The sequence below is a fragment of the Streptomyces sp. NPDC006923 genome (assembly GCF_040635655.1).
Lineage (GTDB): Bacteria > Actinomycetota > Actinomycetes > Streptomycetales > Streptomycetaceae > Streptomyces.
On sequence record NZ_JBEYIF010000008.1, the window covers coordinates 339,442 to 360,630 of the forward strand.

Consider the following 21,189-nt stretch of genomic DNA (forward strand, 5'->3'; position numbering starts at 1 on the left):
CAGTTCGCGGTCACAGCCGGGCCCGCAGAACGGCGGTGCCACTGCCGGTGAGCCGGGGCAGGGCGTGGCGTCGGCCGGCGAGTACGGAGACGAGGTGTTCGGCGGTGCCGGCGATGTCGAGGTCCTGGTCGCCGGGGTGGTGCCAGTCGGTGTCGGTGGTGCGGAGGGTGAGGCCGCGGGCTCGGGCCCGGGCGGGGATGAACGGGTTGGGGATGGTGGTTTCGATCTTCAGGACGGCGTTGCTGACCTCGGGAGCGACACGGGCCGGTCGGCCCAGGGCGAGAGCGATGTCGAGGTGATGGACGGTGTGGTCACCGAGCATGAGCGGGGTGGGCAGGAGCCGTCCGATGCCGCGGGGACGTGCCCGGGCCCGGTCGAAGGCGTCGAGCAGCTCCCGCGGAGTGTGGCGGCCGGCATGGCGGCGGGAGAGGTCCTCGTTGGCGCTGTCGAAGGAGCCCCGGTGGCTGCCCATGGCGACAAGCAGCCTCCGCAGCGGAAGCCGGAGTCCGAGGACGAGGTGGGCAAGGACGTCCTGGTTGGTCCACCCGGCGCACAGACTGGGGCGGCGCCACTCTTCGTCGGTGAGGCTGTGCGCGAACGCCGAGAAGTCGTCGTCCTGGCGGGCCAGGAGCGCGGTGTGATCAGTCACGGCCGGCCTCGCTGAGCGCCGCCGGCCTCAGATGCCGGGTCAGGAAGGCGACTTGGTCGCGGATGATGCCGTCCACGAGCGGCGGGTGGTAGACCTCGAAATGGTCGGCCGGGTAATGCAGGGCGGTGCCCCGGGGCGCGCGCTGTGCCGTCCTTACGGCTATCCGCGGGTCCATCAGGGTCTCGCGGTCGGAGACGCAGACCAGGAGCGGAGCCTGGATCGACGCGGCCCTGCGGGAGGCGTTGAGCCTGATCAGTTGCAAGCCGACGGCGGCGGTGACGCGGTTGTCGAACGACGCACCGGGCGGAACCATGCCGTACCAGCCGTCCTTGGCACCGGGCGCGGTGACGATCGCGGTGGTGCCTGGCTCGTCGACGATGGGAACGTAGCGGCGCGGCAGCCGGAGCGCGGCGCGGACCAGATCGCCGGCGACGGGGACGATGAGCCTCGCCATGGCGGCGAGCCCCGAACTGGTCGCGGCGTTCCTGGTGTCGGCGACGGGACACTGCACGACCGCGGCGGCGAGCTCGGGGTCGTCGGCCGCCGCGAGCAGTACATGGGTGGCACCCAGGGAGGTGCCCCACAGGGCGACACGGGCGGGGTCGACACGCGGGTCGCGGCGGACGAAGTCGAGCGCCGCGTCGATGTCGGCCCGCTGACGGGGGATGGAGATCTGCTGCCGGGGCGTGCCCTCGGAGGCGCCGAGGTGACGGAAGTCGAACGAGAGCGTCACCATCCCGGCGGAGGCGAAAGCCTGCTCGTACTGGTCGAGCCGCATGTCGTGGGTGGCGCCGAAGCCGTGGACGAGGACCACGGCCGGATGAGGACCGTCGCCCGCCGGACGGGTGATCCACGCGGCGCATCGCTGCCCGTGGGAAAGGAACGAGGTGGTGCGGGTTTCGGGCATGGGGGTGTCCTTGAGGAGCGGATACGTACATCGTACGTGTAGTAGATTCAGTCACGTACAACGTACGTGTCAAGCAGGGAGTCGATCATGAAGGCCCGGTTCACCCTGGCGGAGATCCAGCAGCACGCGCTGGCCATCGTCGATCGCGAGGGCCTGGCCGGGCTGACGATGCGCTCCCTGGCGGCGTCGCTGCACACCGGCCCGATGACGCTCTACAACTACGTCAAAGGCCGCGAGGCGCTGGAGGAACTCGTGGTCGACGCCGTCGCCGCCCGCGTGGACACACCGGCCCTCACCGACGACTGGGCCGCTGACACGCGGGCCGCGGCCGGCGCCCTCTGGCGCACGGTTCGTGCGCACCCGGCCGCCGTGCCCCTCGTCCTCACGCGCCGCACCTCCAGTGCGACAGGTCTGGCCCCGGCCGAGGCCCTGGCCTCCGCCCTCACCCGCTCAGGTCTCGCCGACGCCGATCTGCTCGCCGCCTTCCGGGCCGTCATGGCCTTTGTCATGGGGCTCGCCCAGGCCGAAGTCGCCGGCCCGCTCGCGCCCGAGGGCGCCGCGGCCGCCGAGGCAGAGCGCATCGGCGCCCTCACCGAGGGCACACTCCCGGCCCTCTCCCGGCTCAGCTCCGTCAGCGCCGCCCACGCTCACGAGGAATTCGACCGGGGCCTCGCCCTCGTCCTCGCGGGGATCCAGCAGGCCGCGGAGGCGCGCGTCGGCACCTGACCATGAGGTATGTCACAGCGTCGCGAGCGGGCCCTGTCCCCCGGCGGGCCCCGGCGCGGCCAACGGCCCACCACTGCCGGTCGGTTCCCGTCATGCCCTGTCCAGGCGCACGGCCCCGGGCCGCGCGGGGCGGCTCAGGGCCTCTGGTAAGAGTAGGGAGTTCCGTCAGCCCACCGGAAGTCTCGCCATGGACCAGGACCACACCACCGGCCTCATCCCCTTCACGATCGACCTGACCTTCGAGGAGGCCAGGCGACGGGCCGAGTTCGTGACAGCGATCGGTCCCGACTGGGATCCGATGGCCGCCCTGCGGGCCCAGGACGAGGCATACGCGCTCCTCTACTCGGGCCTGGACGCCGAGCAGCAGCACACCTATGACCTGCTGGTGACGGCCGGGGTGCTGCCGGGAGAGGAGCCGGGCCGTGCGGCTGCCGATTGATCCGCGGGCGGACCTCGCCCGCCGCGCCTGGGTGGCCTGCCCCGTCTGCGACGACGCACGCCACTGTGCGGCGTGCGCGAGCCGTCGTAACTGCGCTCAGCACTGGCGCTATCTGATCTCCAACGACGGGCCGGTCATCCACGTCCAGTGCCCGCGATGCGCGCACCTGTGGTCCCTGGACACCCGTCCCGCCGTCACCTGCCGCGACGGCGCGGCCCCCCGCCCCTGACCACCGTCCACGCGGCCTCGGTCGTCCCCGGCGTTCACACCCGTCCCGCCGATGACAAGGTGGGCCCGGTCGGCGGGTGCGGTCAGCGGAGGGCCTTGGTGACCGTTCCGGCGGCGTAGTCCCAGAGTCGGTCCGCCGCCTGGTGGTCCAGCGCGTGAGCGGCGACACCGCCGGGCCGCTCCTGAGGCCCCTCGACGGTCCGCGCTTCCTGATTGTCCTCGAAGTACCGTCCGGTCACACCGTTGAGCAGCGGTGACGCGGCGAGCAGTACGGATGTCGCGGCGCCCTGGGCGGGCTCCTTGTAGTAGGGCTGCGGGATGATGTTGCCCTCGTCGTCAATGGCGCCCAGGGCGCGCATGGTGTCGTCGTCGATGTGGCGCTGGAGATTCGTGCTGATCCAGCCGGGGTTGAGCGCGTTGGCCGTGATCCCGTCCGAGGCCCAGCGCCCGGCCCCCACAGCGAACAGCACGTCCGCGGTCTTGGACTGGCTGTAAGCCGTCCAGCGGTCGTACGGGCGCCGCTCGAACTGCGGGTCCTCGAAATCGAACGCGGCCGTCAGGTGCGCACCGGAGCTGACGATCACGACACGGGCCGAGCCCGCCGAGCGCAGATTGCCGTGCAGCGCGGTGGCCAGGGCGAAGTGGCCGAGGTAATTGGTCGCGAGCTGCAACTCCCAGCCCTGGGCGGTGACCAGGCGCTCCGGGACGGCCATGATCCCCGCGTTGGCGACGAGGATGTCGAGGGGACCCTGCCAGGCGCGCGCGAAGGCGTCGACCGACGAGAGATCCGCCAGGTCGAGCGCCGCCACCCGCACGGACCCGGCCCCGGGCACGGCCGTGAGGTCACGGACGACCTCCTCGGCAGAGGCCGGGTCGCGGGTGGCGACCGTCACCTCTGCTCCGGCGGCGGCCAGGGCCCGGACGGTCTCGACACCGATACCGGAGGCGCCCCCGGTAACGATCGCGCGACGTCCGGTGAGGTCCACACCGTCGATGACTTCGGTGGTCGTGGCGTGCGAGTGGAACGGCGTGGTCAGGAGGTCGTGGTCGTACATGTGACGTCGCTTTCGGAGGGAACTGTTGGGGCTTGTCCTTGACGCTACCGACCACGCGGTGGACGATCTATGGCAGAGAGTCCGACAAACTTGCTCGATCGTCCAGCAGGAGGGCGTCAATGGATCCACTGGAGGATGTGCTGGCGCTGCTGGACACCAGAAGCCATCTCTCCTCGAGCCTGCTGGCGGGAGGAGAGTGGGCCGTGTGTTTCGACGCACCGTCCGGGGTGAAGTTCAACGCCGTCCGGCGAGGCCACTGCCACCTCGAAGTCGAGGGGATCGGCGAGCCGATCGCACTGGCGGCCGGAGACTGCTATCTGCTCACCCAGCCCCGGCGGTTCACACTGCGCAGCGGCCCCGAGGCCGTAGCCGTCGACGCCGAGCGCATCTACGCGGCGGCCGAGGACGGCATCGCGCGGGCGGGCAATGGCGACGGCGACGTGCTGCTCGTGGGCGGCCGTTTCTCCTTCGGTGACCGGGCACGGACACTGCTGCTGGAGGGTCTTCCCCCCGTCATTCACGTACCTGCGGGAACACCACAGGCCGAGACCCTGCAATGGGCGCTCACCCAGATCGACCAGGAGTTGCAGCGCAGGCCGATGGCCTCGACGCTGGTTGCCGAGCATCTGGCAGTCGTGATGCTCATCCACATCCTGCGCCTGCACCTCGCCCGTGAAACGAACGCGGCGTCGGGCTGGCTGGCCGGCCTCGCGGATCCGGTGGTGGCCGCGGCCCTGACCTCCATGCACCACCGGCCCGAGCATCCCTGGACGGTGGCCGAACTGGCGCGGGCCGGTGCGGTGTCCCGGTCCACCCTCGCCGCACGGTTCAAGGACACGGTCGGCAGTGGGCCGCTCGACTACCTCACCCGGTGGCGCGTCGAACTCGCCTCCCGTCATCTGCGGCAGGGCACGGGCACGATCTCCGCCATCGCCCGCGCCGTCGGATACAGCTCCGAAAGCGCGCTCAGCACTGCCTTCAAGCGGGTCACCGGCGTCTCCCCCAGGGACTACCGCAACGCCTGCCAGACGACGTGAGCCCTCGGCACACGCCGCCGCCCGTGCGGGTGCGGAGCCCGGGGCGTTGTGACCCCGGCTGCATCACCACGCCGTGACTCGGCCGTCCCCTGCCGAAACCCCTTCACCGCATCGAGTGATGAAACCGCACGGCCGTTGACGCGCCGTTTCCTTGTCATCGGATTTCCGGTTGAGATGCCGAGCGTACTTACTGGTTCGGCACTGGGGGTCGGAATGGAAGTGAGGGACCTGCATCACGCCTACCGTCGGCGCGAGGTCCTGCGGGGCATCAATCTGGACCTCGCATCCGGCGTGCTGGCCGGGATCGTCGGCGAGAACGGCGCGGGCAAGACAACCCTGTTGAAGATCCTCGCCGGCGAACTGCGTCCGCTTCGCGGCACGGTGCGCCACCAGGGCCGGTTCGGCTACTGCCCCCAGGATGTGGTGCTCAACGACGCCCTCACCGTCCGTCAGCACCTCGACTTCTTCAAGACCGCCTTCGCGCTGCCCGATCTGCGTCACGCCGAGGAGATCATGGAGATTCTGCGGTTCTCCGAGTATGCGGACGCCCGCGCCGGAGTACTCAGCGGCGGCACCCGCCAGAAGCTGAACCTCACTCTCGCCCTGATGCACGACCCCCAGGTGCTGCTGCTCGACGAGCCCTACCAGGGCTTCGACTGGGACACCTACCAGCGGTTCTGGGACCTGGCCGGCCGGCTGCGCGACGCCGGCCGCTCCGTCCTCGTGGTTTCCCATCTCGCCTACGACACCGAACGCCTCGACGAGCTCTGGCGCTTGGACTCGGGCGCTCTGTGTCAGGACACGGCGGGGTCCGCGTGAGAGATCTGACGCCTTCCGGCAACTGGCTCACCCGGATCACCCCCCGCAGAGCAGGAGCGCGGGCAGGACCAGGCACGAAATCGGCCTCGAACCCATACGCGGCCCAAGCCCACCGGTCACCCAATCGGAGGATATTAGTGTTATCTACGACTGGCCGAAGTACGGGTGCCGCATGCTCACCACCAGGATTTCCCCATCCTCGAAGGAGCAGCCATGAGCAGTAGCGCCTCGGAGACGGTCCAGTCCGGTCCCCTGACACGGCCAAGTGGTGCGCCGCGCTTCTACTATCCCCTGCCCATGCCGGAGATTTCCCACATCCCTACGGATGTCGCGACGCGGGTCGCCGCCTGGAAGGAATCTTACGGATTCCGCGAGGAAAGTCCGGCGTCCCACATCCCGGGCACCATCCTGACCTGGTCTCTCGGCAGGTTCTCCACGAAGGAGACCAACAAGGCGGTGCTTTACGGCATTGGCTGCCTGATGGAATGGGCGCTCGCCCTCGACGACGATGTGCTCGATCACGCCGAGGCCCGCAGCCGGCCCAGTGAACTCATCCGCCTCGTATGCGAGATGATGCGCGTTCTGGAATCCCCGGGATACCACGCCCAGGGCGGCCAGAACTTCTTCATCGCGGCAGGACATGACGCCATGGAGCAACTGCGCGCCGAGTGCACGCCGACACAGATGGACCGACTGAGCGCAGGACTGCGGCGGTTGCTCACCAGCGCCGTGCACAAGCTGCATACCGAAGAACCCAGCGAGGACGAGTACCTCTCCCTGCGTTTTCAGGACTTCGGCAGCTCCGTCTACGCCGTTTTGATCGACATGTGCGGACCGGCACCGACGCCGGACGAGGAATGGAACTCACCGGCGGTCCAGGCCGCCGTCGAGTGCGTAACTTTGTTGTGCGCACTGGAGAACGACATTTTCTCCTTCCACAAGGAAAAATCGGAGGGCCAGCCGGCTCCCAACTTTCTGGATGTCCTGCAAACGAATCGCGGACTCTCGTTCGACGAGGCCGTCGCCACGACAGTGGAGATGCGCGACCGCCTGATGCTTCTTTTCCTCCGCCTGCGGGAGCGCCTGATGCCCTCGGCCGGGGCGCCACTGCGGAATCTTGTCGAGCACCTCGGCCATCTCGTCATCGCCAATACCGAAGTCACCCTGTGCGCCCCGCGCTACAACCCGCCGTCCACGCGAACGCTCGCACTGGAAGACGTCATCAAGACGCCCGCGTGCTGGGCACCGTCACCGTCGACCACCGATCCCAGCCCGCTCCCGTACCCGAGCATTTCCTGGTGGTGGGACCACTGCTGAAGGCGCCCCCCAAGGGGTCCCGCAGACGGTCGGCGACGGCGTCCGAAAACCGGTCTCCGCCAGGTCGCGCGGGAAGTCGGCCGTGCCGGAGCGATCACCGCTTCGGGTCTGCCCCGGCCGGCAATCCCAGGATGCCTCTCACCCATTCGGGTATTATGGTCCGCATATGCCTGATGTCCGATGTGGTCGGCTCGACGGCCCTCTGACGGAGCCGGACGGTGACTCGCGGCGCCGCCGACAGGCGCGCACGCGGTCGGAATCGACAGTCCGGCACCACTGGCCGGCCTCCGCAGAGTGCCTCCGCCGACGGAGGCACTCGCTTCTTTCCGCGTCACCTGGGGTGGCATGAGCGTCGGAGACCACGAAGCCCGCACCGCGGCGGAAGTCGATCAAGCCCTGGCGGAGTTGGTACGGGCCACGGGCGCGCACATTGCCGCCGTGTATTTCCTGGTGCCTGAGGACCAAGTACTGCGCATGGCCGTGGTGACGGGCGTGTCCCAGAATGTCGCCAGTCCGTGGTCCCGGGTGGCGCTGGCCGCGCCCGTTCCGGTGGCCGAGGCGGTGCGCGAGAAGCGGCCGGTGTGGGTGGCCACGCACACCGAGCTGGCCCATCGTTTCCCGCGTACGGCGCTCGCGCTGCCCTATCACGTGGCCCTGAGCGTCGTGCCGCTGTTGTCCGGAACCACCTGCTGGGGCGCCGTGCTGCAGATATGGCCCGGTACGCGGGCACCCGAGCCCTCCCCGCAGGAGACACGGGCGACCGACGAGTGCTCCCGCCGCATCAGCCGCCTGCTGCGGCTGGCCTCGGAGGACGGCCATCCGCTGCGGTCCACGGAGCTGCGTACAGTGGGCCCGCCTCCGACCCGGCACGAACAGCCCGGAGCGGAGCTCACAGAGCGCTTCCCGGAAGGCATGTGCGCCCTGGACCTCACGGGCCGCATCACATTCCTCAACAGCAAGGCCGCCGAACTGCTGGGCGGCAGCCTCCGGGATCTGCTGGGAGCCAGGCCCTGGGACGTCCTGCCCTGGCTGCACGATCCCATCTACGAGAATTCCTACCTGGCGGCGCTGTTCAGCCGACTCCCCACATCCTTCATCGCTCTGCGGCCCCCCGACTACTGGCTGGTCTTCACCCTCTATCCCGACGCCACCGGCATCAGTGTGCGCATCACACCCACCGAGGCGCCCAGCGAGGATCACCAGCCGTTTCTCACCCCGCCGACCGCGGCGCAGGCCCGCCCCGGCGCCCTCTTCCATCTGCTGCATCTCTCCTCGGCGCTCACCGAGGCCGTCGGGGTCAGGGATGTGGCCGAGGCGGTCCTCAACCAGATCATGCCCGTCATCAATGTCCAGGGTCTGGCGGTGCTCACAGCTGACGAAGGAAGGCTCCAGGTCATCGACGCCCGCGGTTTCCCGGAAGGAGTCGCGGAGTATTTCGACGGCCTTCCGCTGACCACGGAGGCCGCCAGCCTGCGGGCCATCCGGACCGGTGTTCCCGCGTTCTACGCGAACACCGAGGAACTCCGGTACACCTATCCGCACATCGACCTGTACGCGAACATGGCCGCTTTCGCCTACCTGCCGCTCTTCGCCTCCGGCCGGACCATCGGCTGCTGCGTGCTGGGCTACGACCAGCCGCATCCCTTCTCGCCGGAGGAGCGCGCCGGTCTCACCTCACTGGCCGGTGTGATCGCGCAGGCGCTGGAGCGGGCCCGGCTCTTCGACACCGAGAACCAGATCGCCCGGGGTCTGCAGGCCGCTCTGCTCCCGCACGACCTGCCGCGGATCCCCGGCCTGGAGGTCGCCGCCCACTATCTCCCGGCGACCCGGGGCATGGACATCGGCGGCGACTTCTACGACCTCATCCGCCTGGACGACACCTCGGCCGCCGCCGTCATCGGTGATGTACAGGGCCACAACGTGAATGCCGCCGCTCTGATGGGACAGGTCAGGACCGCCGTCCACGCCCACGCGAGCGCGGGCGCTCCTCCGGACGAGGTGCTCGCGCGCACCAACCGCCTGCTGATCGATCTGAGGTCCAACCTGTTCACGAGCTGTCTCTACGCCCATCTGGACCTGCGGCACAACCGGGCCCGTCTCGCGGCCGCCGGCCACTTGCCACCGGTGCTGTGCCATGGCGACGGCCATACGGAGGTCCTGGACATACCGACCGGACTGCTCCTCGGTATCGAGCCGGAGGCCGAGTACAGCACCGTCGATGTCCCGCTGCCCCCCGGCGCCGTCCTCGCCCTCTACACCGACGGCCTGGTGGAAGTGCCGGGGACAGATCTGGACATGACCATCAAAGAACTCGCTGCCCAGCTCGCGGAAGCACAACCGCAACCGCTGGATCTGCTCGCGAAGAAGCTTGTCCAGCACGCCAGGCGGACCCAGCGATCCTTCCGCGGCAGCGACGACATCGCCCTCCTGCTCATCAAACCGGAGAAGCACGGCGGCTGACGTCACCAGGGGACGGGGCCCTCGGCGTCGAAATGGCCTCCGGTGGGGCCGTCGGGGCCCACCTGTGCCATGCGGACGATGATCGCGGCGCCCTGTTCGACGGTCTGGGTGCCGGTGTTCCCGTTCAGGTCGGTCTTGGTGTAGCCGGGGTCCACCGCGTTGATCCGCATCTCCGGGAACGCCTTCGCGTACTGCACCGTGATCATATTGAGGGCGGCCTTCGACGCCGGGTAGGCGACGCCCGGATAGGCGTAGGTCGGGGTGCCCTGCGCGGTGACCCTGGCCAGTGAGGCCAGACCGCTGCTGACGTTCACCACGACCGGGGCCGCGGAGCGCCGCAGCAACGGCAGGAACGCGTGGGTGACGCGCACCGTGCCGAAAACATTCGTCGCGAACGTCCGCTCTGTGATGTCGGCCGTCACATCGGCGGCGCCGATCACATGGTTGCCGGCGTCCCGGCCCTCGACTCCCGCGTTGTTGATCAGTACGTCCAGGCCGCCGCCGGCCTCGACGACCCGGGCCGCGGCGGCGACGGACGCGTCGTCGGTGACGTCGAGAAGGATGGCACGGGCCCCCAGCCGCTCGGCGGCGAGGCGTCCCCGCTCCGCGTCCCGGCTGCCGATGTAGACGGTGTGGCCCGCGGCGACGAGCTGACGGGCGGTCTCATGGCCCAAGCCCTTGTTCGCTCCGGTGATCAGTGTTGTTGTCATGCCTCCACGATCCGGCGGCAAAAGGGGATCAGCCAGGCGTCTGGCCTTCCTGGGACTACGGGTACCAGGAAGGCGAGCGGCCGGCGAGGCACACTGCTGGGTATGGCAACGGCGGAATTCGGAAAGACGGTACGGCGCTGGCGCGACCGGGTCTCACCCGAGGCGTCGGGCCTGCCCACCGGTGGAAAACGACGCGCTGCGGGACTGCGCCGTGAGGAATTGGCCATGCTGGCCGGGATCTCCGTCGACTACGTCACCCGCCTCGAACAGGGCCGCGCGTCCCACCCGTCGGCACAGGTCGTCGAAGCCCTGGCTCGGGCGCTGCGGCTGTCGGTCGAGGAGCGAACGCACCTGTTCCGGCTGGCCGGGCTGGCGCCGCCGGGCCCGGAGACCATCCCCACCTACATCACGCCGAGCGTCCAGCGGCTGCTGGACCGGCTGACCGGGACCCCGGTCGCGGTGTACGACGCGTCCTGGACGCTCCTGGTGGCGAACCAGCCGTACGCGGCGCTGATGGGCGATCCGTCCGGCTGGCGCGGCATCCAGCGCAATGGCGTGTGGCGCAACTTCCTTGGCCCGGCCGGTCGCGTGCTGCTCACCCCGGAGGCCCGGCGCGCGCTCGAAGCCACGTTGGTGGCCGACCTGCGTGTGGCCGCCGATCACTATCCGGCCGACCAGCGGCTGCGCCGGCTGGTCGCGGAGCTGCGGGCGGGCAGTGACCGGTTCGCCGCGCTGTGGGACGCCGGTGCCGTCGGCCGTCACGAGGCGGCGCGCAAGACCATCGACCATCCCCATGTGGGCACCCTGACGCTGGACTGCGACGTGCTCACCGTGGAGGGCAGCGACCTGCGCGTCATGGTCTACACGGCCGAGCCCGGCACCCGGGAGGCCGATCGTCTGGCCCTGCTCACCGTGCTCGGCACCCAGGCGCTCGTCGGGTAGCCGGGCGCCGGCCCCCTTGCGAGCGCTCGACGTGTCATCCGATGACGTTCTTGAGGAATGTCGCCGCGATGGGCCCCGCGTCGGAACCACCCGACCCACCGTCCTCCAGCAGCACCGCCCAGGCAAGATTCCGGTCACCCTGGTAGCCGATCATCCAGGCGTGCGTGCGCGGCGGGGTCTCGGTGCCGAACTCGGCCGTGCCCGTCTTCGCGTGCGGCTCACCGGGGAGGCCCTTGAGGGCCTCGGCGGCACCCTCGGTGACGGTCGCGCGCATCATGCCGCGCAGCGCGTCGACGACTCCGGCGTCCAGCCGGGAGGGGGCTACGTACCGGTTCTTCACGGCGTCGGGCACCAGGGTGGGTTGCTTGAAGACGCCCTCCTTCACCGTTGCCGCGATCGAGGCCATCACCAGGGGCGACGCCTGCACCCGGGCCTGTCCGACGGTGGCGGCGGCCTTGTCGTTCGCGCTGCCGGCGACCGGGACGCTGCCGTCGTACGTCGTGGTGCCCACGTCCCAGGTGCCGCCGATACCGAACGCCTTCGCGGTGTCGTGCAGGGTGGACTCGGACAGCTTCGCGCCGGAGTTGACGAAGAAGGTGTTGCAGGAGCGCGCGAAAGTGTCCCGGAAGGTCGATCCGGCGGGCAGTGTGAACTGGCCCTGATTTTCGAAGCGCTGACCGTTGACGATGGCGAACTTCGGGCAGTCGGCCCGGTCCGACGGCTTCATCCCCTGCTTCAGCAGAGCGGCGGCCGTCACCACCTTGAAGGTGGAGCCGGGCGGATAGCGGCCCTCCAGCGCACGGTTCATCCCGGGTGGCATGTTCGCGGCGGCGAGGATCCGGCCACTGGAGGGGTCGATGGCGACGATCGCCGCGTTCTTCTCCACTCCGGCCAGGGCCGCGGCGGCGGCTCGCTGGACCCGCGGATCAATGGTCGTCCGCACCGGCCTGCCCCGGCTCGCCCCGGCGCCGGTGAGCGTCTTCACCACATGGCCGGACTTGCGGTCCCTGATGACGACCGACTTCGACAGGCCCGAGCTGCCGATGAGCTGTCTGTCGTAGAACGCCTGGAGGCCCGACACCCCCCTGCCGGTCCTGAAGTCGACAACGCCGACGAGAGAGGCGGCCTCCAGTTCCTCGCCGTTCTTGTCGAGGATGGCGGCGCGGTCTCTCAGCTCAAGAGCGAGCGTCTGCCCCGGCACCATCTCCGGATGGACCGTCTCGGTATGGAATTCGACTTTCCATTTTTCGGCCCGCCCGACGGCCTTCGCCTGTGAGTTCCACGAGTAGTCACCCGCCCCGGGAATAGTCATCTTCACAGTGAATGGAATGTCGACTTCCCCATCCGCCTTCCTTTCACCGGCACCGGCGCTGATCTCGGTCTTCGACGGCTCAAGGTTCGTCATGACGGATGTGATCAGCGCCTCGGCCTGGTCCGGGGTGTTTGTCACCCGGCCGGCCCGCCGTGCGTCGCCCGCCTCCCAGGCATCGAAGAACTTTTCGAACTCGGCTGTCGCGGCCACCACTTGAGGGTCGTCCGGTTCGGCCGTCAGAGTCGAATATCCCCAGTAGGCGATTCCCGACGTCACGGCGAGCGCGGCGGCCCCCCAGACAATCGTTTGGGATCGACGCCCGCGATACGACGAGTAGCCACCATGGCTGCCGGAATGCGTCATGAGCCCCAGGTTATGCCAGGACGCTCTCCCGGCCACTCCCCCGCACGCGGCGCACAGAACAGCCCAGGAGTACGGAGAAATCATTTCCCCCGAAAGGCGCTGACCGGCCGGAGTCGCAGGTAAGCAGCCGGCGGAGGGGATCTCCGGTCCAGGGGTTGTCCCGTAATCCCTGGTGGATCAGCGAGGGATCCCTGAGGGCACAGGCTCCCACCGCGCGAGGGGTGCCCACGCCTCACCCACGCCACCGGCCACCGATCCCTCCCCGCGCCCCAGACCGCCACCGGTCATGCGCCACGAGCGGCCGCAGGACATCCGGAAGCCCGTTCCGGCCGGTGGAAGCGTCTTTGACCAGCCTTCACCGACGACATACAATTCGTTGCACAACGAACTACTATCCGGCGGCTTCGGTCATCCGATGCTCCGGGCCAGGTGCCGGCCGCGGAGGCGGTCCCGTCCGTCGGCCTCGCCGACCGGCCGTGAACCAGCCCTCTCCCCCTCGCACCCCATCCGTAGAAAGGCGGCCACCATGGCCTTCGAACTCGGCATCTTTCACTTCGGTGAACTGACACCGGACCCCACCACGGGCATCCCACCACGACCGGGTGCCCGGCTGCGTGAGCTGATCGAGCAGGCGACGGCGGCCGACGAGGCCGGCCTGGACGTGTTCGCGGTCGGTGAGCACCACCGTTCCGACTTCGCGGTCTCGGCTCCCGCCGTCGTACTGACCGCGATGGCCGAGAGGACCCGGAACATCAAACTGTCCAGCGCGGTGACCGTGCTGAGTTCGGACGATCCCGTCCGGGTCTTCCAGCAGTTCGCCACGCTGGACCTGATATCGGAGGGACGCGCCGAGATCATCGCCGGGCGCGGCTCGTACACCGAGTCGTTCCCCCTCTTCGGCTACGACGTGAGCGACTACGCGCAGCTCTTCGCGGAGAAACTCGATCTGCTGCTGCGGCTGCGCAGCGAGCATCCGGTCACCTGGCGGGGCTCCCTGCGGCCGGCCCTGCGGAACGCGGACATCAGTCCGCGACCGGATCGCGAGCTGCCTGTGTGGGTGGCGGTGGGCGGGACACCGGCCTCGGTCGTACGGGCGGCCAAACTGAACCTGCCGCTGTCGCTCGCGATCATCGGCGGCAGCTACCGCCAGTTCGCCCCCTTCGTCGATCTGTACCGCAAGAGCGCGAAGGACTTCGGTCACGACGCGTCGAAGCTCAAGGTGTCGATCAACTCTCCCGGCTTCGTGGCCGCCACCCGACGTGAGGCCATCGATGTGTCGCACCCGTATTTCCAGGCGGGCTGGATGGCCAACCACCACCAGCGCGGCCAGGGTGTGCCGATGCCGCGACTGGCCTATGAAGCGCAGGCGAGCGGCGCCGGGGCGTTCTTCCTCGGCAGCCCCCAGGAGATCATCGACAAGATCATGGCGCAGTACGAGATCTTCCGTCACGACCGCATGATGATCCAGATGGGATTCGGTGACGTGCCCCAGAAGGAGATGCTCAGGTCCATCGAACTCTACGGCGGCGAGGTGGCACCGGTGGTGCGCAAGGAGATCGCCGCTCTCCAGGAGTCGGCCGCACGGGCTTCGGGACAGGAACCGGTGGCATGAGCGATGCACTGCGCGTCGTCGCCCTGGTCGGCACCGTGCGCTCCCCGTCGAAGACCAAGGCCCTGGTGGAGCTGATCCTCCGGACCATCGCCTCCCGGACCCCGATCGATGCACGGATCATCGAGGTCCACACCCTCGGCCCGGGGTTCAGCGGAGCCCTGGAGCGTGATCAGCTCGACGCGTACGCCGAGGACGCCGTGCGGGCCGTGGAGAGCGCCGACCTCGTCATCGCGGCGACCCCGGTCTTCCGCGGCTCATACACCGGCCTGTTCAAACACTTCGTCGACTTCGTGGACCAGTACGCCCTCGCCGCCAGGCCCGTGATGCTCGCCGCGACGGGTGGCAGCGACAGGCACGCGCTGGTCATCGAGCACGCCCTGCGGCCTCTGTTCGCCTTCCTCCAGGCATGGACGGCACCGGCCGGGATCTATCTGAGCGCCGGTGACTTCGACGGCACCACGATCCTCAATCCCGAGGTGTACGAGCGGGTCGAGATGGCCGTCGACGACGTGGTGCCGGTCGCGAAGGCTCTGGCCGCCGGGCGGCATTCGCTTCCCGGCTGACCCGGCCGGTTCTTCACCGGCCCAGCACGGAAGAGACCCCCGCACAAGCAGGCCGTGCGGGGGCCGCCTCCGGTGCCCGCACGGCCTGCTGAACCCCTGCGGAGTTCAGACGTGGATCCCGAGCCGGTCCAGCGGGCCGACGAGCTCGGCCTCCTCGTAGTCCAGGTGGGAGGTCAGAATCCGGTCGAGGTGATCCGTGCGGCTCCGGACGTCCCCGATCGTGCCGTCACCCCGGACGAGTGCGACCAGGGCCTTGTCCAGTGCGGTCAGCGCGTCGGCGATGATGTCGTGCTCCGCCTCCAGCCGCCGCACCACCGGCCCGAGCGATGCCTGGCGGGCCTCCAGCTCGGGGAACATGACCTGGTCCTCGATGGTGTGGTGGGTTGTGAGAGTGCGGCAGTAGCCCGCGCAGAAGGAGCCCAGCGTCCAGTAGTTCTGCCGCAGGGTGAGGCTGTTGATCAGCGATCGCGTGGCGGCGGGATCGCTCGCGCCGACCGCGATCTGCGCCACCGCGTCCTGGATCTGCGCCATCTCCTGACGGAGCCCGGCGTGGATACGTATCAGCCGTGCCCCGGTCCCACCGGGGTACGGCTCCGAGGGCGCGGTCTCCGCGGCGGAGGCTCTGGGCGCCCGGGGGCGGGTGGCCTCGTCCAGGGACCCGCCCGGCCGCAGTCCGCTGTGTTCGCCGGACGCGGCGGCAACGGCGGCAGGGGCGGGTTCTCTCGGGCTGTCCAGGTCGGTCATGGGTCGGTACGTTCCTTTCACGGGCATGGATGGCGGGCCCGGGAACACACCGCGCGTACCCGGGAAGGTCAGACTTCGGCGCCGGGCTCGTCCACGCCGAGGGTCTTCCAGATCTCACTGAGGGACTGAAGCTGCTCCGCGCTGAGCTTGTCGAGGAACTCCTTGCGCAGGTTGGTCAGATGGACCTTTCGCGCGCGGCGGTAGGCGGTACGGCCGGCCGCGGTCAGCACCGCGTCCATCCCGCGCGCGTCGGTGGGGCACTTCTCGCGTGCCACATAACCCTGGCGTTCGAGGTCGTCGACGATGCGGGTCAGCCCGCTGCGGCTGATCAGCAGGGAGGAGGCGATGTCCTTCATCCGTACCCGGCCCTCGGGAGACTCCGCCAGGCACAGCAGCACCTCGTAGGAGGACATCGCGATGCGCTGGCTGTCCAGGAGCTTCCGGTCGAGGGTGCGAAGCAACTGCAGGTGGGTGCAGAGGAAGCCGAGCCACACGTCCCTTTCGGTCGTGCTCAGCGGCCTGGACGGAGAGAGTGCTGCCGACGGGGACGGCTCGGCCCCTTCCCGCGACGCGCCGTCCGCTTCCACGGTCCCGGCCGGCGCTCCTTCATGGGCAGAAAGATCCACAACCACTCCAATCATTCGTTACTCAACGAATTGTACGGCCGGGGGCAGGTCACTCGGACAGGGCGCGGGAAGGGGCCGCCGGGGCCGGGAGGCCGTGGATTCCGCGCTCTCCCGGCCCCGGCGAGTCCCGGGTTCAGGACTCCTGCGGGATGATCCGCTTCTCGAACCCGGTGACCATGCCGTACTCCAGGCGGAGCGCCTCAAGGATGGAGTAGGCGTGGTACTTCGTCATCACGTCGGCGCCTGCCAGGCGTTCCGCCCAGTTCTGGCCGTTGTCGGTGACCTTCTCCAGGGTCTTCTTGGTGACGTAGTTGGTCATCTCGTTGAAGTAGTTCTCCCACAGCACCCAGGCGTTGCTGAAGCCGTTGCGCTGGATGAACTCCATGTCTTCCGCCTGGTCGAACGCCTCCTTGGCGAACTCGACGATGTCGTTGGTGTACGCGCGGGAGGCGACGGCGTCCTCACGGGTGCCCCAGCGGTTGACGTGTCCGGAGACGACGGCCTTGAAGTCGTAGTCCAGGATCCAGTCGTGGGCCTCGGCCCAGCCGCGGATGTTCTCTGAGGCGTCGCAGTGCTTGAAGGCGCTCCAGCCGGGGCTGATGATGTCGATGGCGGCGAGGACCTTCTGCTTCGGCGCGTAGATGAAGATGTTGCCCGGAGTGTGATTGACACCCTTGTAGTCGAGTTGCAGCTTCACACCGCCCACGTCGAGGGTCTCGTTGGTGGAGAACGTCTCGGTCGGCACGGGCAGCCCCCGGCCGCCGCCCAGGTCGGGCCAGCGCTGGATCATGTCCCGCGTGTACTCGTGGGAGATGACCTTCACATCCGGTCCGAAGATCCCGGCGGCGCCGATGTGGTCGGAGTGCCAGTGGCTGTAGATGAGGTGGGTGACCGGCGCGTCCGTGACCTCCTTGATGGCCTTGAGCATGTTCGTGCCGAGAAGCGGCGGGGCGTCGACCACGACGACTCCGCTGCCCGTCACGACGAACATCGCGTCGTAGGCACCCGAGGTGACGTAGTGGACGCCGTCGTTGATCTCCTCGACGTGGTAACCCTTGGCGAGACGGTCCGGAAGGAACAGGGCGCCGTAGGAGTCGGCCGGTATGGGGCGGTAGTCCGCGAGGGTGTTGAGCGGCATTCCGGCCGCGCCGATCCCGTAACGGTCGGTCGGCTCGCCGGGCTTGTTCTGCTGGTGGTCGTTCATGGCTGTTCTCTCTTGGGTGAGTCGGGCAGCGGCTGGGGTGTGTCGCGAAAGTGGCGTCGTCCGCCCGCAGGGCGGGGCTTCACCACACGCGACGGCCGCTACGAGTGGATACGCAGGACCGGCTTGATGACCTTGCCGCTGCGGGTGTCGGCGACCGCCTGGTTGATGTCGTCGAAGTCGTAGAAAGCGACGAGGCGGTCGAAGGGGAACTCGCCGGCCTTGTAGAGGTCGATGAGCCGGGGGAGGAAAAGCTGCGGGACGGAGTCGCCCTGGGCGATTCCGCGCACCGTGCGGCCACCCAGAAGGGTGTTCATGTCCACCTGCGCCCGGGTGCCGGCGGGGGCCCCGCCGATGAGGGCGGCGGTGCCCAGCGGGGCGAGCGCGTCGACGGCCAGGGTGAGCATCTCCGGCCGCCCGGTGATCTCCAGGACATAGTCCGCGCCGGTGCCGGTGATCTCGGCGATGCGGGCCGCGGTGTCCTCTTCCTTCCCGTTGACCGTGTGGGTGGCGCCGAGTTCGGCGGCCAGGGCCAGCCGCTCGGGAATGACGTCCACCGCGATGACGGAGGCGGCGCCGGCCACACGTGCGGCCATGACCGCGGCCAGACCGACCGCGCCGGCCCCGATGACGACCACGCTGGATCCGGCGGAGACCCGGAGCGAGTTCAGCACCGCTCCGGCGCCGGTCTGCATGCCGCAGCCGAGCGGACCGAGCAGCTCCAGCGGCACACTGTCGTCGACCTTGACCACATTGCGCTCGGTGGCCAAGGAGTGTGTCGCGAAGGACGACTGGCCGAAGAAGTGCCCGTGGACCGGGGCGCCTTCGGCGTCGCTCAGGGCGTTGGTGCCGTCGAGTCGCGAGCCGCCGAAGTTGATGGGAAAGGCCGACTCGCAGTACGTGTACTGGCCGCGCAGGCAGGGGCCGCAGTGGCCGCATGCCTGGTACGACATGATGACGCGGTCACCAGGGACGACAGTGGTCACACCGCTGCCGACCCGCTCGACCACTCCCGCGCCCTCGTGTCCCAGGACGGCGGGCAGCGGAGTCGGCAGGGCCTGGTCGCGTACGTGCACATCGGTCTGGCAGACGCCGGTGGCGACGACTCTCACCAGCACCTCGTCGGGGCGCAGCGCCGTATCGAGTTCGAGTTCCTCGAAGAGGAAGGGGCCGCCTCCGTCACGGACCACGGCCGCTCTGACGGCCTGTGACGAAGGGGTGGAACGGCTGGTGTGCGGGGAGGGAGAGCCCTCTTCTGCCGCCATGGTGATTCTCCAAACCGGATGTCCGCGACACTGCCAGGTGCGGGTGCGTTCCTGGGCGGGGCGGGGGTCCATCAGCCACTGCCGCGGACCTGAGAAGTGAACCTGCGATGGCCGACGTGCTGCGCTCCCCAGGGGCCGCACCGTCCACCATCTAGTTCGTTGTGCAACAAACCATAAGTCGCCGCCGGGCACTCGTCAAGCCGCGCCCGGAGCCCCCTCCCCCACCGCCCCCCCCGTCGGGCCTCCCCCCAGAAACAAGGGGGACCACTCAGCGAGGCGCCAGGAAATACGAGTGCTACCATTCGTTGCGTAACGAACGATCTCCAGAGACTATGGTCCTCCTGCCAGCGAATATCCAGCTCCGCCCGCCATAGAAATCCAAGAATCCGGCGCACGGTGAGCTGGCTACTCCCAGGGCGCGTCGGCGCTGTCCGCCCGACTGCGGACGAGCCGGCACGGTGGGCTGCTGGAGGTCCGGAACCCCGGGAGCGGCACCGGACCGGCGCGCACGGAAGCGCACACACTCTCGCGTTTCGGTCACGCCCCGAACGGACGCCCCACGCGGCGGACAGCCGTATCCACTCACCATCCACCGGCACACTCACTGCCAGGAGACACCTTCATGTCCCCCTCTTTCCCTCGCCCGGTACACGCTCGGAATCTCATCGACGGGGCCTGGACTGACTCCGCCAAGTCCACCGAATCGCTCAACCCCGCGACCGGGGCGGTGCTGGGCACCTTCGCCGACGGAGGTGCGGACGAGGCCAGGGCCGCCATCGACGCCGCCCGGCGCGCTTTCCGCGCCGGTGACTGGGCCCGCGACCGTGATCTGCGCGCCACGGCACTGTTCGAGCTGGCCGACAGGATGACGGAACGGCGCGAGGAACTGATCGAGCTCCTCTCCCTCGAAAACGGAAAGATCCTTCCCGAGGCCACTCTGGAGATCGATCTGACCATTTCCAAGATCCGCTACTACGGAGCGCTGGCCCTGACCGACTCGGGCCGGGCCGCCGAGGTCAAGCCGGGCCTGTACTCGATGACACTGCGCCAGCCGGCCGGGGTCGCCGGGGTCATCGCCCCCTGGAACTCCCCCATGATCCTGTCCGTACGCTCCTTCGCACCGGCCCTGGCGGCCGGCTGCACCGTCGCGATGAAGCTGCCGGGCCAGACCGGCCTCACCAACGGGCTGCTCTACGAGATCCTGCGGTCCACCAGGAGCCTGCCCGCCGGGGTGGTCAACACCTTCACCGAATCCGGCAGCGCGGGTGCCCGGCTGCTTGTCGCGGACCCCGGCGTGGACGTGATCAGCTACACCGGCAGCACCGGGGTCGGACGGAGCATCATGTCCGACGCCTCCCGGCACCTGAAGGGCGTATCACTCGAACTGGGCGGCAAAACGCCGATGATCGTCTTCGACGATGCCGATCTCGACGCGGCCGTACCCGTCCTGACCGCGGCGATCACCACGTTCACCGGCCAGTTCTGCATGACCGGCAGCAGGATTCTGGTCCAGCGGGGCATCGCCGACGAGCTGCGCACCCGGCTCTCGGCCGCGCTGGAATCGGTACGTGTGGGACCGGGCACCGACCCGGCCAGCCAGATGGGCCCGCTGATCGACAAGGCGAACGCCGAACGTGTGGACCGGATCGTCGCTGACGCCGGTGCCTACGCCAGCATTCTGGTACGTGGCGGTGTCGTCACGGAGGGCCCGCTGGCCGCGGGCGCCTTCTACCGTCCGAGCCTGGTGGAGACGGACGACGTCCAGCTCCCCATCGTCCAGCAGGAGGTCTTCGGGCCTGTCGCCACCTTCGAGGTCTTCGACGACGAGGCCGACGCGATCGCGCGTGCCAACGCCACCGATTACGGGCTTGCCGCGAGTGTGTGGACCCGCGATGTCGACCGGCCGCTGCGGGTCGGCCGTGAGCTGGAGGCCGGCACGGTCTGGGCCAACACCTGGGCCGTCATCGTGGACCAGATGGAGGAAGGCGGCTTCAAGCAGAGCGGAGTCGGCCGCCTCAACGGGGTGCGCGGACTGGAGGAGTTCCAGGAGACCAAACACATCGTCCACCCCGCTCCCCGCGCCGCCTGATGCCCCGTGGCGGCCGGCCTCGCGCGGTTCGGCCGCCGACCGGGAGCCGGGATGTCCGGTGCCACGCGGAAGTCCCGCCGCTCGGGCCCTGAGCGGCGGGACTCAAGCACGAGGCGTGTACGCCT

20 protein-coding genes are annotated in these 21,189 nt (G+C 69.1%); 11 read left to right on the forward strand and 9 right to left on the reverse strand.

Annotation, left to right across the window (positions count from 1 at the left end; translation table 11 throughout):
* Positions 1-10 precede the first annotated feature (10 nt).
* Together ABZ707_RS19080 and ABZ707_RS19085 are read right to left on the reverse strand one after the other, a co-directional pair.
* On the reverse strand, positions 11-649 hold the full coding sequence (locus ABZ707_RS19080; protein WP_360175788.1) for a maleylpyruvate isomerase family mycothiol-dependent enzyme: 639 nt from the start codon (positions 647-649) through the stop codon (positions 11-13).
* Positions 642-1,556: an alpha/beta fold hydrolase gene (locus ABZ707_RS19085; protein ID WP_360175791.1), complete on the reverse strand. Its 915-nt coding sequence runs from the start codon at positions 1,554-1,556 to the stop codon at positions 642-644. The genes ABZ707_RS19080 and ABZ707_RS19085 overlap by 8 nt, the downstream gene beginning before the upstream one ends.
* Positions 1,557-1,643: 87 nt before the next feature.
* On the opposite strand from ABZ707_RS19085, the gene ABZ707_RS19090 reads away from it, so the two are divergent.
* The 3 genes from ABZ707_RS19090 (at position 1,644) to ABZ707_RS19100 (ending at position 2,950) form a co-directional block, all read left to right on the forward strand.
* Positions 1,644-2,282 (forward strand): TetR/AcrR family transcriptional regulator C-terminal domain-containing protein, encoded by a 639-nt coding sequence (locus ABZ707_RS19090; RefSeq protein WP_360175794.1) that lies wholly within the window; start codon positions 1,644-1,646, stop codon positions 2,280-2,282.
* Positions 2,283-2,469: 187 nt separating this feature from the next.
* Entirely contained in the window at positions 2,470-2,721 is a 252-nt protein-coding gene (locus tag ABZ707_RS19095) for a DUF6400 family protein (RefSeq protein WP_360175797.1), read from the forward strand.
* A complete protein-coding gene (locus tag ABZ707_RS19100; RefSeq protein WP_360175800.1) occupies positions 2,705-2,950 on the forward strand; it encodes a hypothetical protein in 246 nt (81 codons plus the stop codon). Before ABZ707_RS19095 ends, ABZ707_RS19100 begins: the two co-directional genes overlap by 17 nt.
* An 82-nt stretch (positions 2,951-3,032) precedes the next feature.
* Here ABZ707_RS19100 and ABZ707_RS19105 read toward each other — a convergent pair whose 3' ends face one another.
* Positions 3,033-4,004 carry an SDR family NAD(P)-dependent oxidoreductase gene (locus ABZ707_RS19105; RefSeq protein ID WP_360175803.1) on the reverse strand — a complete coding sequence of 324 codons (972 nt, stop codon included), beginning with the start codon at positions 4,002-4,004 and terminating at the stop codon, positions 3,033-3,035.
* Positions 4,005-4,123: 119 nt separating this feature from the next.
* Here ABZ707_RS19105 and ABZ707_RS19110 point away from each other — a divergent pair, with 119 nt between their 5' ends.
* The 4 genes from ABZ707_RS19110 (at position 4,124) to ABZ707_RS19125 (ending at position 9,637) form a co-directional block, all read left to right on the forward strand.
* The gene (locus ABZ707_RS19110) at positions 4,124-5,041 is read left to right on the forward strand and encodes an AraC family transcriptional regulator (protein ID WP_360175806.1); all 918 of its coding nucleotides are present in this window, start codon (positions 4,124-4,126) and stop codon (positions 5,039-5,041) included.
* A 213-nt stretch (positions 5,042-5,254) separates the two neighbouring features.
* On the forward strand, positions 5,255-5,860 hold the full coding sequence (locus ABZ707_RS19115; RefSeq protein WP_360175809.1) for an ABC transporter ATP-binding protein: 606 nt from the start codon (positions 5,255-5,257) through the stop codon (positions 5,858-5,860).
* Between the two features lie 213 nt (positions 5,861-6,073).
* Positions 6,074-7,177, forward strand: a complete 1,104-nt coding sequence (locus ABZ707_RS19120; RefSeq protein ID WP_360175812.1) for a terpene synthase family protein — start codon at positions 6,074-6,076, stop codon at positions 7,175-7,177.
* A gap of 345 nt (positions 7,178-7,522) precedes the next feature.
* Positions 7,523-9,637 (forward strand): SpoIIE family protein phosphatase, encoded by a 2,115-nt coding sequence (locus tag ABZ707_RS19125; protein ID WP_360175815.1) that lies wholly within the window; start codon positions 7,523-7,525, stop codon positions 9,635-9,637.
* A gap of 2 nt (positions 9,638-9,639) precedes the next feature.
* Here ABZ707_RS19125 and ABZ707_RS19130 read toward each other — a convergent pair whose 3' ends face one another.
* Entirely contained in the window at positions 9,640-10,347 is a 708-nt protein-coding gene (locus ABZ707_RS19130) for an SDR family NAD(P)-dependent oxidoreductase (protein WP_360175818.1), read from the reverse strand.
* A gap of 102 nt (positions 10,348-10,449) precedes the next feature.
* On the opposite strand from ABZ707_RS19130, the gene ABZ707_RS19135 reads away from it, so the two are divergent.
* On the forward strand, positions 10,450-11,289 hold the full coding sequence (locus tag ABZ707_RS19135) for a helix-turn-helix transcriptional regulator (RefSeq protein ID WP_360175821.1): 840 nt from the start codon (positions 10,450-10,452) through the stop codon (positions 11,287-11,289).
* 34 nt (positions 11,290-11,323) lie between these two features.
* Here ABZ707_RS19135 and ABZ707_RS19140 read toward each other — a convergent pair whose 3' ends face one another.
* Entirely contained in the window at positions 11,324-12,811 is a 1,488-nt protein-coding gene (locus tag ABZ707_RS19140; RefSeq protein WP_360175824.1) for a penicillin-binding transpeptidase domain-containing protein, read from the reverse strand.
* 679 nt (positions 12,812-13,490) lie between these two features.
* Here ABZ707_RS19140 and ABZ707_RS19145 point away from each other — a divergent pair.
* Entirely contained in the window at positions 13,491-14,576 is a 1,086-nt protein-coding gene (locus tag ABZ707_RS19145; RefSeq protein ID WP_360175827.1) for an LLM class flavin-dependent oxidoreductase, read from the forward strand.
* Entirely contained in the window at positions 14,573-15,139 is a 567-nt protein-coding gene (msuE, locus tag ABZ707_RS19150) for an FMN reductase (protein WP_360175830.1), read from the forward strand. Before ABZ707_RS19145 ends, msuE begins: the two co-directional genes overlap by 4 nt.
* A gap of 105 nt (positions 15,140-15,244) precedes the next feature.
* Here msuE and ABZ707_RS19155 read toward each other — a convergent pair whose 3' ends face one another.
* From ABZ707_RS19155 to ABZ707_RS19170, 4 genes are all read right to left on the reverse strand, one after another.
* Complete coding sequence (locus ABZ707_RS19155; RefSeq protein ID WP_360175833.1) at positions 15,245-15,883, reverse strand: hemerythrin domain-containing protein; 639 nt, start codon at positions 15,881-15,883, stop codon at positions 15,245-15,247.
* A gap of 68 nt (positions 15,884-15,951) precedes the next feature.
* Entirely contained in the window at positions 15,952-16,470 is a 519-nt protein-coding gene (locus tag ABZ707_RS19160; protein ID WP_360175836.1) for a MarR family transcriptional regulator, read from the reverse strand.
* A 172-nt stretch (positions 16,471-16,642) separates the two neighbouring features.
* Entirely contained in the window at positions 16,643-17,713 is a 1,071-nt protein-coding gene (locus tag ABZ707_RS19165) for an MBL fold metallo-hydrolase (RefSeq protein ID WP_360175839.1), read from the reverse strand.
* A 98-nt stretch (positions 17,714-17,811) separates the two neighbouring features.
* The gene (locus ABZ707_RS19170) at positions 17,812-18,975 is read right to left on the reverse strand and encodes an NAD(P)-dependent alcohol dehydrogenase (RefSeq protein WP_360175842.1); all 1,164 of its coding nucleotides are present in this window, start codon (positions 18,973-18,975) and stop codon (positions 17,812-17,814) included.
* Positions 18,976-19,597: 622 nt separating this feature from the next.
* Here ABZ707_RS19170 and ABZ707_RS19175 point away from each other — a divergent pair.
* Positions 19,598-21,064: an aldehyde dehydrogenase family protein gene (locus tag ABZ707_RS19175; RefSeq protein WP_360175845.1), complete on the forward strand. Its 1,467-nt coding sequence runs from the start codon at positions 19,598-19,600 to the stop codon at positions 21,062-21,064.
* The last annotated feature ends 125 nt before the right edge of the window (positions 21,065-21,189 follow it).

Bases quoted from the DNA above. Each gene is read 5' to 3' on its own strand.
- ABZ707_RS19145 (WP_360175827.1), top strand. From the start codon at position 13,491: ATGGCCTTCGAACTCGGCATCTTTCACTTCGGTGAACTGACACCGGAC.
- ABZ707_RS19110 (WP_360175806.1), top strand. From the start codon at position 4,124: ATGGATCCACTGGAGGATGTGCTGGCGCTGCTGGACACCAGAAGCCAT.
- ABZ707_RS19085 (WP_360175791.1), bottom strand. From the start codon at position 1,556: ATGCCCGAAACCCGCACCACCTCGTTCCTTTCCCACGGGCAGCGATGC.
- msuE (WP_360175830.1), top strand. From the start codon at position 14,573: ATGAGCGATGCACTGCGCGTCGTCGCCCTGGTCGGCACCGTGCGCTCC.
- ABZ707_RS19090 (WP_360175794.1), top strand. From the start codon at position 1,644: ATGAAGGCCCGGTTCACCCTGGCGGAGATCCAGCAGCACGCGCTGGCC.
- ABZ707_RS19095 (WP_360175797.1), top strand. From the start codon at position 2,470: ATGGACCAGGACCACACCACCGGCCTCATCCCCTTCACGATCGACCTG.
- ABZ707_RS19120 (WP_360175812.1), top strand. From the start codon at position 6,074: ATGAGCAGTAGCGCCTCGGAGACGGTCCAGTCCGGTCCCCTGACACGG.
- ABZ707_RS19135 (WP_360175821.1), top strand. From the start codon at position 10,450: ATGGCAACGGCGGAATTCGGAAAGACGGTACGGCGCTGGCGCGACCGG.
- ABZ707_RS19125 (WP_360175815.1), top strand. From the start codon at position 7,523: ATGAGCGTCGGAGACCACGAAGCCCGCACCGCGGCGGAAGTCGATCAA.
- ABZ707_RS19175 (WP_360175845.1), top strand. From the start codon at position 19,598: ATGTCCCCCTCTTTCCCTCGCCCGGTACACGCTCGGAATCTCATCGAC.
- ABZ707_RS19105 (WP_360175803.1), bottom strand. From the start codon at position 4,004: ATGTACGACCACGACCTCCTGACCACGCCGTTCCACTCGCACGCCACG.
- ABZ707_RS19115 (WP_360175809.1), top strand. From the start codon at position 5,255: ATGGAAGTGAGGGACCTGCATCACGCCTACCGTCGGCGCGAGGTCCTG.
- ABZ707_RS19165 (WP_360175839.1), bottom strand. From the start codon at position 17,713: ATGAACGACCACCAGCAGAACAAGCCCGGCGAGCCGACCGACCGTTAC.
- ABZ707_RS19155 (WP_360175833.1), bottom strand. From the start codon at position 15,883: ATGACCGACCTGGACAGCCCGAGAGAACCCGCCCCTGCCGCCGTTGCC.
- ABZ707_RS19130 (WP_360175818.1), bottom strand. From the start codon at position 10,347: ATGACAACAACACTGATCACCGGAGCGAACAAGGGCTTGGGCCATGAG.
- ABZ707_RS19170 (WP_360175842.1), bottom strand. From the start codon at position 18,975: ATGGCGGCAGAAGAGGGCTCTCCCTCCCCGCACACCAGCCGTTCCACC.